The organism is Stenotrophomonas sp. Steno-Z1 (assembly GCF_056393175.1).
Window position 1 is genome coordinate 219,886 of sequence record NZ_JBWJPB010000001.1, and the last position, 12,308, is coordinate 232,193.

A 12,308-nucleotide genomic window follows, 5' to 3' on the forward strand; every position below is an offset into this window, starting at 1 on the left:
GCGCCGCGGTGGCGCCACGCGGAGCGATGATGAAGCACAGGGATGGATGGGCGCTGGCACTGCTGCTGGGTCTTGCGCTGCCGGTCGCGCAGGCGCAGGCGGGCGATCCGGGGCGCCTGCGGTTCGAGCCCGCGCCGGGCGTGCAGGTGCAGGCCGAGGTAGAGGAAGGCGGCGACATCGCCGTCGTGCTGCAGCCTTCGGGCGCGCGCCAGCGGCTGCCGGGGGCGCCCGATGCCGACGGCAATGCCGACCTGACGGCCGAGGACGTGGATTTCGACGGACGCCCGGAGCTGGTCGCGCGGGCGAGCGTGGGCATGGTCAACGAGGCGGTGGCCGTCTACCGCTTCGACCCACGGCGGCAGGCGTTGGTGGCACTGGCGCCGGCCACGCATGACCACGCGCAGTGCGGCGGCCTGATGGGGTTGACCGTGGACGCGGACAACCGCCTGCTGAGCAGCAGCTGCCGCAGTGGCCCGATGTGGTACGTGGACCAGTACCGCTATGACGGCGCGCGCCTGTACCTGTACCGGGCCGAGCGCATGATGACGCTGGGCGACGCGCTGGAGGCCGTCGTGTTCTTCAAGCAGACCGCCGACAGCGGGCCGCTGGCTGTCTGGAGCACGTTCGATCCGGCCGGTCGCGTGCTGGAGACCGCGATCGCCGATGGACTGGCGTCGCCGCGCGGCACCGCGCCGCTGCTGCCGGTCAGCGGCCAGGTGGTGCCCGCGCGCCTGCCGCTGTACACGCGTCCGGGCGACACGGCTACCCGGCGCTACCTGGTCAAGGACGATCGCGTCGAGCTGCTGGATGAGGAGGACGGGTGGGTGAAGCTGCGTTACGCCAACCCCACGCGGGGCGATGTCATCGGCTGGGTGGATGCGCGTCCCTGAGGGCGGTGCACGCATTTCCCGCGTGCCCATGGCCGCGCCGATTCGCACATGGAGATCACTTTCGCGGGTCTACCCTGACGCTTCCCCCAGGTCGTGGACGTTCCCCCATGAGCAAGCGCGTTGCCGAGATCGTGGTTGAAACCCTGCAGGCCGCCGGTGTCCGTCATTGTTACGGCATCGTCGGCGACACCCTCAACTACGTTACCGATGCCATCCACCACAGCGAGATCGAGTGGGTGCACATGCGGCACGAGGAAGTGGCCGCCTTCGCCGCCGGCGCCGAGTCGCTGATCAGTGGGCAGCTCACCGCCTGTGCCGGCTCGTGCGGCCCGGGCGGGCTGCACTTCATCAACGGCGTGTTCGAAACCAACCGCAACCGCGCGCCGATGGTGCTGATCGCCAGCCAAGTGGTCACCGCCGAGCTGGGCATGGAGTTCCCGCAGGAGGTGGATTTCAAGGCGGTGTATGCCAGTTGCAGCGTGTTCTGCGAGCAGGTGTACAGCGCGCAGCAGGCGCGTCGCGTGGTCGCGCTGGCCTGCCAGGCGGCGATCAGCCGGCGCGGCGTAGCGGTGGTGATCCTGCCGGCGGACATCAGCGAGGCCGAGGTCAAGCACGATGTGCCGTTTTCGGTGCACTACACCCAACCGGTGCTGCGCCCCAGCGACGACGAACTGCAGCGTATCGCCGCGCTGATCGGCCAGGGCAAGCGCATCGGCATCTATGCCGGCGCCGGCTGCGAGCATGCCCATGACGCGCTGGTGGCGCTGGGCGAACGGCTCAAGGCACCGATCGCGCATACCTCGCGGGCCAAGGATTTCGTGGAGTACGACAACCCGTACAACATGGGCATGACCGGCATCTTCGGCATCGAGTCGGGCTACCACACGCTGATGGCCTGCGACACGCTGCTGCTGCTCGGCGCCGACTTCGCCTGGGGCCAGTACTACCCGGACAAGGCCACGCTGATCCAGGTCGATCGCGATGGCAGCCACCTTGGCCGCCGCCACCCGGTCAACCTGGGCGTGGTCGGCGACATCGGCCCGACACTGGAGGCCTTGCTGCCGCTGCTGCCGCCGCGCGAGGACCACAGCTTCCTGGACGAGTGCATCAGCCACCGCGACAAGGCGCTGGCCACGCGGGCCAAGGAGGAGGAGCCGGGCGAGGGCGAGCTGATCCACCCGCAGCACCTGACCGCGCTGATCAACCGCTACGCCAGCGACGATGCCCTGTTCACCGCCGACGGCGGGTCGCCGATGGTGTGGATCCTGCGCCACATCCGCGCCAACGGGCGCCGCCGCACGCTGACCAGCCTGCTGCACGGCACGATGGCCAACGCGATGCCGCAGGCCCTCGGCCTGCAGAAGGCCTATCCCGGCCGACAGGTCATCTCGCTGTCCGGCGACGGCGGCATCGCGATGCTGCTCGGCGACCTGCTCACAGCGGTGCAGGAAAACCTGCCGATCAAGGTGGTGGTCTACAACAACAGCTCGCTCAACTTCGTCGAACTGGAGCAGAAGGTCGAGGGCCTGCTGGACAACTACACCGACTTGAAGAACCCCGATTTCGGCCGCCTAGCCGAGGTGATCGGCTTCTACGGGCGCACCGTGACCCGTTCCGAGGACCTGGAGCAGGCGGTAAGGGACTTCCTGGCCCATCCCGGCCCGGCACTCCTGGATGTGCACACCAGCCCGACCGAACTGGTGATGCCGCCGCAGGTGGAAGCCAAGCAGGTGGCCGGCACCGCGCTGTATGCGGCCAAGGCCTTGCTGAGCGGACGGGTAGGCGACGTGCGCGACCTGCTGGCGAACAACTTCCTCAACAAGCCCTGAGGCAACCGCCCGGCGAGTGCCGGCCACTGGCCGGCACGACGCAACGCGGCCCCCGGGGGGCGGGCCGCGCCGCAGCCGCGGGGGCAGGGGGGCACGCCGGAAGGGCCCGCCGGGGCGTAATGCGATGGCGCGTACCCCCGGCGTTCCATCCATGTGCCTGTTGTTGCCGGCGGCGAGGCCCTACCATCGGCTACCCCCTCCCCACGGCAGTACCGCGCATGTCCGCCCCCGCCCCGGTCCGTTCCGGACCCCCTCGCTGGTTCGTCGCCGGCGATTTCAACGGCTTCTTCGGTCTGGTGGTCGACAACCTGTCGATCCTGGGCTTCATCGCGATGGCGCTGGTCGGCATCTTCCAGTTCCCGCCCGACGTGGTATTCGGGCGCATGTTCCCCGGCACGGCGTTCGGCGTGCTGGTCGGCAACGTGCTGTACACCTGGATGGCGCGCCGCCTGGCCATCCGCACCGGGCGCGAGGATGTCACCGCGATGCCGCTGGGCCTGGATGCGCCGACCAGCATCGGCATGGCCCTGCTGGTCCTTGGCCCGGCCTTCCTCGCCTTCAAGGCGCAGGGACTGGCCCCGCACGATGCGGCCATCGCGACCTGGCAGTTGGGCATGGCTTCGCTGGTGATCATGGGCGTGCTGAAGGTGATCCTGTCCTTCTTCGGCGAAGCGGTGACCCGCGCGCTGCCGCGTGCGTCGCTGCTGGGCTCCATCGCCGGTATCGCGATCGTGCTGATGGGCTTCCTGCCGCTGCTGGAAACCCTGCGTTCGCCGATCGTCGGCTTCGTCACCCTGGGCCTGCTGCTCTACGTGCTGATCGCCAAGCGCACGCTGCCGATCCGCGCGCCCGGCGTGCTGGTCGCCTTCGTGTTCGGCACGCTCCTGTACTACGGCCTCGGCCTGGCCGGACTCGGCGCGCCAGGCTTCAAGGTGCCGGACTGGACGCCGCCGCAGGTGGTGCTGCCGTGGCCCACGCTGGGCTTCATCGACGGCCTGCCGACCGCGCTCACCTACCTGCCGCTGCTGCTGCCGTTCGGCCTGCTGATGGTGGTGGGTGGCATCAACGTGTCCGAGAGCGCGCGCGCCGCGGGCGACGACTACCGCACCCGCGACATCCTGTTGGTGGAAGCCGTGGCCACGCTGGTGGCCGGACTGTGCGGCGGCGTCGCGCAGACCACCCCGTACATCGGCCAGCCGGCCTACAAGCACATGGGCGCGCGCAGCGGCTATACGCTGCTGACCGGGCTGTTCGTGGGCATCGGCGGCATGCTCGGGGTGATTTCCGGGCTGGTGCAGTGGCTGCCGCTGGCGGTGCTGGCACCGATCATCGTGTACGTGGCCATCGACATCACCACCCAGGCATTCCAGGCCACCCCGCGCGAGCATGCCGGTGCGATGGTGCTGGGCTTCCTGCCCTCGGTGGCCTACCTACTGGCGATCAAGGCACCGGGCTGGATCGCCCCGGCGCAGCTGGCGGCCATGACCAGCACGCTGGACGGCCATGGCCTGCCGGAGCTGGCGGTGATCTTCACCCTGGGCAATGGCTTCATCATCACCTCGATGTTGTGGATCGCGGCGGTGGTGGCGATGATCGATGGCCGCCTGCTGCGCGCGTCGGGGGTACTGCTCGTGGCCGCGGCGCTGACCCTGTTCGGGCTGATCCACTCGGTGGACCCGCGCGGCGGCATCTACCTGCCGTGGCAGCTGGTGGGCTTGCCGAAGAGCATCATGTGGCAGTTCGCTGGCGCGTACGTGGCGCTGGCCGGGTTGCTGGCGCTGCTGTCGTTGCAGAAACAGGAGCGCTGAACACGGGCGCGGAAAGCGCCGGCCGCTGGCCGGCGCCATGCGGCCGCCGTACCGCCTGGTGGCCGGCCAACGGCCGGCACGATCGATCCGGGTCGATCGGCGTAGATCAGGTCTCGCCATCCAGCGCCGGGTAGTGCCGGAAGATACCGTTGGTGTTGAATGCCAGGCGGCGTTCGGAGGCGAGGTAGGCGGCGATGTTCGGTCGTCGCTCCACCCGGTCCTTGAGCGCGCGCAACAGCGGCAACGTGGGCCACAGCGCCTGCATGCGCCGCGGGAACATGTACTCCAGGCCGCCCAGCACCTGGAACAGCGACAGGTCCACGTAGGAATGTTCGCGCAGCGGATGCCGCTCGCCGTTGTCCTTGAGCACGCGCTCGAAATAGCCGAGGAACTTGGGCATGCGCTCACCGCGCATGCCCGCTGCACGGGCCTTGGCTTCGCGCTTCTGGTCCTCGTAGTACTGCGACATGGAAATCGGGTGGTGGGTGTCGTGCACCTCGGCCACCAGGTCGGCGATGGTCAACTGCAACTGCAGCGCCTGCTGGCGGCGCGAGGCGGCGTCGGGAACCAGGCCGAGGTCGGGACCCAGGTGATCCAGGATCGCCGCGACCTGCGCGATCACTTGCCTGCCACTCTTTACGAACGGCGGCGCGAAGGGCTGCAGGCCGTCCTCCTTGCCGTCCAGGAACGGCTGCATCACCGCATCGCCATGCACCCGCGCCATGTCGGTGTAGGCGGCACCGGCATCCTCCAGCGCCAGCCGGATGAACTCGCCACGCCCCTGGATGCCGGTCCAGTAATAAAGCTCGTAATGCATCGCGGTGCTCCGCAAGGACAGCCCACAGCTTCGGCGCGGGCGTGCAAAGCGCACGTGATCGTGTCGTGGTGGCCGTGATAGGGTCCGGTGCAGGCACACATCGACCACAGGAGTGACACGATGCGGTATTGGGTATGGGCGGCAGGTGCCTTGCTGGCGCCGTGTGTCGCGCACGCACAGGTCAGCGTGTTCAGCGATGGCTACGGCTACAGCCGTGCGGTGATGACCGCGGAGCTCGGCACGCTGCAGAAAATGAGCAAGGCCCCCGGTGCGGCCGGCAAGCTCGGGGGCGCGGGTTACTACCGCGTACGCGGCGAGCTGGAGAATGCCAACCGGGCGGCCCGGGCCTGCCTCGAGGCGGTGGCCGCCAGTTCGCCGGAGACGGTCAAGGGCATGGCCTTCCTCTGCGAGGCCACGCTGGCCGGCAACGCGTTGATCGAGGGCGATATCGCGGGTTGGGCGCGGCACATGCAGCAGGTGCGCAGCGCGTACGCACAGACCATCAAACCGATGCTCAAGAGCGAGGCGGAGATCGCCGACATCGCCCGACCGCGGCTGGAGCGTTTCGTCGACTGGCCACGCAGCGCATGGCCGGTTGCACCGCGCGGCGCGGACGTGGACGTGCCGATCCAGCCCAGCAACGAGCTGGCCTCGCTCACCGCAACGGTCAAGGGCGGCGACGGCCAGGCGCAGTCGCTGACGTTCCTGCTCGATACCGGCGCGGCCCGTTCCCACCTCAGCCGCAGCGCGGCCAAGGCATTGGGGCTGGCGGTGACCGAGGACTTCGTGGTGGTGGACGATGCCCCGGGCAAGGTGCGGATGGCGGGCCTGGTGGCCCCGGCCGACCTGGTCCTCAACGGGGTGACGGTGCGGGAGGTATCGTTCAACAGCGAGGAAGGACGCGAGGTCAACCTGATCGGCCTGGACGTGTTGCGCGCGCTGGGCCGCGTGCGCATTTCCCGGCAGTCGCTGACCCTGCTGGCAGCGCAGACCCCGGTGGACTGCAAGCGGCGCATGGCGACCACGTCGTCGCTGTGGGGACCGTTCTTCCAGCAACGCTACCCGATCCGCAGCGGCGAGAAGAACCAGTTGATGCTGGTCGACACCGGGTTCAATGGCGCGTTCCAGATGCGTGGCGCGCCGCGCAGCGCGGTCCCGGCCGCCTCGATCCGGCGCAAGAACGTGATCACCACCGGCGGCGCCGAGGATATCGAGTACGCCGAGGCGAGCACCCCGGTGATGATCAACGACAAGGTGCTCAACATCCCGGTGGACGTGGCGTTCCAGGCGCCGGACCTGTTTGCCAGCTCGTGGCGGATCGGTTACGGGGTCACCGCGCGCTATGACCTGTACATGGACATGCAGAGCACCTACGGCTGTCTGATCGAGCGACCCGTCGAGCCGTCGCTGCTGCCTGCGCCGACGCCGCGGGCGGCCGCCGCCGGTCAGGCGCGGTCATAGCGTGCGCAGGAACGCCTCGATGGCCTGCAGCTCGTCGCGCTGCAGGCCCAATGGGCGCAGCAGCGGGTCCGGTTGCGGGAACGGTGGGGCACCGGCGGCAGGCATCACGGGCGCACGCGGCTTGCCGCCGCCGACGTTGTAGAACGCCAGCACGCCGTCCAGGCGCGGCAGCATCCCGTTGTGCATGTACGGGGCGGTGCCCGCCACGCCGCGCAGCGACGGGGTGCGGAAGCGGCCGCTGTCGGCAGCATCGCCGGTGACCTCGTAGCGGCCCAGGTCCTGGCGTGCGCGGCCGTGGAGATGCAGGCCCAGGTTGTGGAAGGCGTTGTCGGTAAGCGCCGGCCCGCCGTGGCAGTTCATGCAGCCGCCGCGGGTACGGAACAGGTGCAGGCCGCGCAGCTGCTGGTCATCCAGGGCGCGGGACTGGCCACCGAGGAAGCGGTCGAAGCGGTTGCGGACGGGCGTCAGGCTGCGCTCGAACGCGGCGATGGCCTGGGCCAGCTGCCGGCTGTCCACGCGCTCGTTGCCGAACACCGCGGCGAACTGCCGTCGATAGCTGGCGTCCTGGCGCAGCCGCGCGGCGGCCGCGTCGACGCTGAAGGCCATTTCCCTGGGATCGGCGATGGGCGCGCGTGCCTGGTCTTCCAGCGTCGTTGCGCGCCCGTCCCAGAACAGCGTCTGCGCATGGCCGGCCATCGCCACGCTGGGCGCGTTGCGACGCCCGGGCTGGCGGTCATGTCCGAACGACACGCGCCGGCCATCGGCGAACCCGAGGTCACGCTCGTGGCAACTGGCACAGGCGATCTGGCCGGAACGGGACAGGCGCGGCTCGTTGAACAGGCGTTCGCCGAGGGCGACCTTGCCCGGCGTGGTGGGGTTGTCCCGGGGCTGGGGTGGCAGCGGCAGGGGGGCCAGTTCCTGCCAGTCCACGCCGGGGTCGACGTGGGGGGCAGGCCATTGCGTGCTGGGACGCGCGTACAACCGGCGCAGGCAGTCGGCACCCGGTTCGACCGTGCCCGCTTGGCAGTCCAATGGAACGGCCGGCGCGGCGTCGCGGCGCGCATCGACCGGCAGGCTGCCACCCAGCGCCAGGCACAGGGCAAGCACCGCGGGCAGCCAACGCCGATGGCATGGCCGCCGGCGGCGATTCGCGCAGTCAGAAACGATAGCCAAGCTCCAGCCAGAACTGGCGGCCGGTTTCGTACAGCACCGTGCGGGTGGCACTGCTCGACTCGCCATAGGCGTTGGCCTTGTCGAGCAGGTTCGTCACGTCGACGTTGGCAAAGATGCGGCCGGCGCTGGAGGGCAACGGCTGCTCCCAGGCCAACCGCAGGTCCCACGTCAGCGCGGGCGAATAGGACTGCTGTTCCCACACGCGCGCGGCCTCGCCGTCGAACAGGACGTTCCTGCCGGTATCGCGGATGGCCCGGTAGCCGGCGCGGTAACGCAGCAGGTTGCTCACCGTGAGGTTCCAGCGGTCGATCCGGGTGATCGTGCTCAGGCGCGCGGTCCAGGGGCGGTTGTAGTTGTCCGGCGGCAGATCCCGGTAACGAATGAAGTCGCCGTCGTAGCGGATCCAGGGATTCTGGTAGAACAGATCGGACTGGTCATCGTAGTCGGGAAGGGTGCTGCGCTGATCGGTCCAGTCCAGCGCGAGCAGCGCCGTCGAGCGCGTGCCGCCCCAAGCCAGATTGCGCAGCGGCTGCACGGTGAGCGAGTAGATGTTGGTCTCGGCACGGCCGCCATTGGTCCAGGTGTCGTAGCTGGTGGCCAGCGTCGGGTCGTCGACCTGCTGATCCAGCGTCCGGCCCTGCACCTTGATCACCTGGTCGCGGTACCTGCGGTTGACCGCCTTGAGGTTGACGCGCAGACCTGCCCAGTCCTGGCGCAGGGCCAGCATCAACTCGTCCGCGTATCCGACCCGGTCCAGATCGAAATGGGTGTCGTTGCTGGCCTGGGTGCCCACGGTCCAGTCGCTGTCGAGGCTGGTGCGACGCTCGCTGTTGTAGCGCAGGCGGTTGACGCCGTCGCGCAACCGCCAGGTGGCGATGTCGCGATCGTAGTAGCGGTTGGCGCCCGCCGTGAGCAGGGTGCCGTCGCGGACCGCCCAGCTGGCGGCCAGTCGTGGGGCAACGGTCGTTCGACCGATGTAGGTATCGCGCTCGATGCGCAGGCCGGGGCGCACCGAGACCGGGCCAAAACGCATGTCGTCTTCGACATACATGCCGTAGGTTTCGGTGTCGAAGCCGATCTCACCGGTGGTGTAGCGGGTGCGCCGGGTCAGGTACTGGCCGGGCCAGCCGCTGGCGGTGGTGCCCATCGCGCAGGTCAGGGCATCGGTGACGCCGGCGCGGTTGGTACAGGTGCTGGTGCGCGCCGGCGTGGTGTAGGTGCTGCTCTCGGTCAGCCGCGCGTAGCGGAAGTCATCGCGTTCCAGCAACACGCCGGCACCGAGGCGATGCTCCCCGCCGAATGCCTGGAGGGCATCGGTCTTGAGGTCGAGCTTGTACTGGAGTCGCTTCTGGCGCTGTTCGATATCACCGAATTCACCTTCGAGGGTAAGCGCGGTGGTTCCCCAGTCCTTGCTGGTCGAGCGCGACCAGGTCATGTAGTCGTCCTGCTCGGCATCGCGCGATTGTTCGGTGTCCGACCAGCCCAGTTGCTGCGTCACGGTGCCCCAGTCCGTGGTCCATGCCGCGCGCAACGACGCCAGGGTGCCGCCTGTCTCGATCCGGATGCCGGCACGGCGGATGTTGGAGCGGAAGAACTGGTTCTCCGTTGGCGTGTGGGTCAGCGTGGCATCCACGGTCAGCCGTTCGTTGACGTCCCATACGCCTTTCAGCAGCGATTGGGTGGTTTCGCGCCGCTGCATCGCCTTCTCGCGACCGTAGTCGTCCACGAGGTGGGACGAATAGAAGTACGTCGGGATGGTGGAGCGCTTGCGGGTGAAATTGGCGAGCAGGCCGACACGCTCGCTCGGGTGACCTTCCAGCGTGATGCGGGTGATGGCCTTGTCGAACTCGGGCTGGCCGTCGCCCCACGACGAGGCGTTGGCATAGTTCTCCGCGTCTGCTTCGGCGATGTGGTAACGCGTCCATGCCGACCGCGTGATCTGATGCGAAATGCTGCCCGACAACACGTCGCTGGGGCGGCGCAGCCTGGCGTCGACCACGCCCCCGGAGAAGCCGCCATAGGCGGCCGGGACGTTGCTGTCCAGCACCGTCAGCGTGTCGAGCAGGTCGGTATCGAGGGCCAGCGCCTGGCTGCCACCGGGCGCGGCGAACAGGCGGTAGGGCGACCCTTCCTGGCCCGGATCGATGTCGTTGTTGAAGCTCATGCCATCCACCAGGAAGCTGTTCTGGTAGAACTGCGCTCCGTTGATGCTGATCTCGGCCGGGCTGATGTCGCCCGGCGTATAGCTGCTCAGCTGGGCGTTGTCGAACTGCACGGCGGGGTTGATGCGCAGCATGCTGCCGATGTCGCCGTTGCCCGCGACCTGCGCCTGCAGGTAATCCGCTTCCAGGGCGAGGCCCTCGCTGTAGCGGAACGCCGGCTGGGTGAGTCCGCCGACCTTGAGCGCCGGCATCCGTCCGCGCGGCGCTGGCACTGCGGCGGCAGGCTCCAGGGCGTAGCTGCCATCACGCCGCCGCACCGCCTGCAGGCCGGTGCCATCGAGAAGGCGGGCGAAGCCTTCCTCCAGCGTCGTCCCCGCGGCCAGCGCGGGCGCCTGCCGCCCGGCGGTCAGTGCCGGGTCGAACGCGAGCGCCACGCCGTGCTGGCCGGCCCACCCGGACAGGGCTCGGCCCAGCGGCACCGCGGCGTGGGCCTGGCCAGGCGGCGCGGGCTGGGCATGGACGAAGATCGGGGTGGCCATCAGGGCCAAGGACAGGGCGCTGCGGGCAATCAGGGCAGGACGGGAGGTCATGGAGGGCGATGGAATGAGAAGGATTCCCCTACTTGCCCCGCGAACACGGAAAAAGTGTCACCCGGCGCAGAAACCAGCCGCGAACCCTCAACCCGGTGCGACCACGACCCACCAGCCGCCGGCGCTGCGGTGTATCCGCACGGGGTAGGTGGCTTCGAGCAGGGCGAGGCTGCGCTCGCTGTCGTCCAGCGGGTAGGCGCCGGAAACCGGCATCGCCGCAATCCGGGAATCGCAGCGCAGGACGCCCCGGCGGTATCGGGACAGCGCGGCGAGCACCTCGCCCAGCGGCCGGGCATCGACCTCGAGCATGCCTCTGGTCCAGGCGGCGACGCTGGCATCCAGCGCCTCGCTGGCGTGGCGGCCCGCGGTGTCGAACCAGGCTTGCTGCCCGGATGCCAGCCGCCACGCAGGACGGGTACCTGCGTGGATTTCAAGCACGCCATCGAACAGGGCAAGGCGGGTGCGGTGTGTGGACAGGCGAACGTTGAAGCGCGTGCCGAGTGCACGTACCCGACCGTGTACGGTAACCACCTCGAACGGACGCGCGGGCGCATGACGATCCACGGCGGTGTCCACCTGCAGCTGGCCGCGCTCGAGCCGGAGCCGACGGTGGAGCGGATCGACCTCCACGCGCACCTCGGTGTCGGTGTCCAGCCATAGCGCGCTTCCGTCGGGCAGGATCACGCGACGCCGCTCGCCGATGGCGGTCCGTTCGGCCTGCCCGGGCGAGGGCCGCGCAACCATCTGCCACCCGAGCCAGGCGCCCGGCACCAGCGTCAGCCACAGGCCAATGCGCTTGATCGCTGCGCGACGCTGCCGATCCTGCGGCCGGCCCAGCACCGGCAATGCCCAGTCACCGGGTACCTGCGCCACCAGCGCCTGCAGGTGCCGCGCGCGCTGCCAGGCACGTGCATGGTCGGGGTGTTGCGCACACCAGCGTTCGCAGGCGGCGCGCGTGCCCGGGCTGTCATCGTCATGCAGGCGCAGCAGCCAGTCGGCGGCCTGTTCGAGCGCCTCGCGCGGGAGGGGCTCGCCGCTGCCCGGGTGTTCAGCCGGCATGGGCAAGACAGCCGACCAACGCCCGCTTCATGTGCCGCTTTACCGTGCTCAGCGACAGGTGCAGCCGCTGTGCGATGGCCTCGTAGCGCAGGCCCTCGAACTGGGCCAGCAGGAAGACCTGGCGCGCCGCCATGGGCAGGCCATCGAGCATCGCATCGATCTGCTGCAGCGCTTCACGCACCAGCGCCTGGTCTTCCAGCGACGGCACCACCCCCTCCGGCAGGGCGGCCAGTTGGTCCAGGTAGGCGCGCTCCAGCGATTGCCGGCGGAACCAGTTGGCGGCCAGTCCGCGTGCCACGGTGGTGAGGAACGCGCGGGGTTCGCGCAGGGCGGCCAGGTCGCGGTCCTGGAGCAGGCGGATGAAGGTGTCCTGGGTGAGATCGGCGGCGGTCTCGCGGCAGCCCACGCGCCCGCTCAGCCAGCCATGCAGCCAACTGCGGTGGTCCCGGTAAAGGGTGACCAGGTGCTCGCGCTGTGCCTGCATGGGAGTGCCTTGGGAGCGCGGACGGCGCCGCACCC

General features: G+C 69.4%; 9 protein-coding genes. 4 read left to right on the forward strand and 5 right to left on the reverse strand.

All coding sequences use genetic code 11. From position 1 onward, the window contains the following. Positions 1–29 precede the first annotated feature (29 nt). The 3 genes from AC06FD_RS00940 to AC06FD_RS00950 all read left to right on the forward strand — a co-directional run bounded on the left by AC06FD_RS00940 (position 30) and on the right by AC06FD_RS00950 (position 4,527). A complete protein-coding gene (locus AC06FD_RS00940) occupies positions 30–890 on the forward strand; it encodes an XAC2610-related protein (RefSeq protein WP_478076771.1) in 861 nt (286 codons plus the stop codon). A gap of 107 nt (positions 891–997) precedes the next feature. After that, positions 998–2,719: a thiamine pyrophosphate-dependent enzyme gene (locus tag AC06FD_RS00945; protein ID WP_259206393.1), complete on the forward strand. Its 1,722-nt coding sequence runs from the start codon at positions 998–1,000 to the stop codon at positions 2,717–2,719. A 218-nt stretch (positions 2,720–2,937) separates the two neighbouring features. Then, a complete protein-coding gene (locus AC06FD_RS00950; protein ID WP_259206392.1) occupies positions 2,938–4,527 on the forward strand; it encodes a SulP family inorganic anion transporter in 1,590 nt (529 codons plus the stop codon). Between the two features lie 106 nt (positions 4,528–4,633). Here the strand turns inward: AC06FD_RS00950 and AC06FD_RS00955 are convergent, their stop codons facing one another. Further along, a complete protein-coding gene (locus tag AC06FD_RS00955) occupies positions 4,634–5,344 on the reverse strand; it encodes a glutathione S-transferase (RefSeq protein ID WP_394161194.1) in 711 nt (236 codons plus the stop codon). Positions 5,345–5,464: 120 nt separating this feature from the next. On the opposite strand from AC06FD_RS00955, the gene AC06FD_RS00960 reads away from it, so the two are divergent. Further along, positions 5,465–6,805, forward strand: coding sequence for a retropepsin-like aspartic protease (locus AC06FD_RS00960; protein ID WP_478076772.1), 1,341 nt, complete (start codon positions 5,465–5,467; stop codon positions 6,803–6,805). On the opposite strand, the gene AC06FD_RS00965 is transcribed toward AC06FD_RS00960, so the two are convergent. The 4 genes from AC06FD_RS00965 to AC06FD_RS00980 form a co-directional block, all read right to left on the reverse strand. Then, positions 6,800–7,912 carry a cytochrome-c peroxidase gene (locus AC06FD_RS00965; RefSeq protein ID WP_478076773.1) on the reverse strand — a complete coding sequence of 371 codons (1,113 nt, stop codon included), beginning with the start codon at positions 7,910–7,912 and terminating at the stop codon, positions 6,800–6,802. The genes AC06FD_RS00960 and AC06FD_RS00965 overlap by 6 nt on opposite strands. Before the next feature lie 49 nt (positions 7,913–7,961). Continuing rightward, positions 7,962–10,730, reverse strand: a complete 2,769-nt coding sequence (locus tag AC06FD_RS00970) for a secretin and TonB N-terminal domain-containing protein (RefSeq protein ID WP_478076774.1) — start codon at positions 10,728–10,730, stop codon at positions 7,962–7,964. A gap of 87 nt (positions 10,731–10,817) precedes the next feature. Beyond that, positions 10,818–11,789, reverse strand: a complete 972-nt coding sequence (locus tag AC06FD_RS00975) for a FecR domain-containing protein (RefSeq protein WP_478076775.1) — start codon at positions 11,787–11,789, stop codon at positions 10,818–10,820. Beyond that, complete coding sequence (locus AC06FD_RS00980) at positions 11,779–12,273, reverse strand: sigma-70 family RNA polymerase sigma factor (RefSeq protein WP_478076776.1); 495 nt, start codon at positions 12,271–12,273, stop codon at positions 11,779–11,781. Before AC06FD_RS00980 ends, AC06FD_RS00975 begins: the two co-directional genes overlap by 11 nt. Positions 12,274–12,308: the final 35 nt, after the last annotated feature.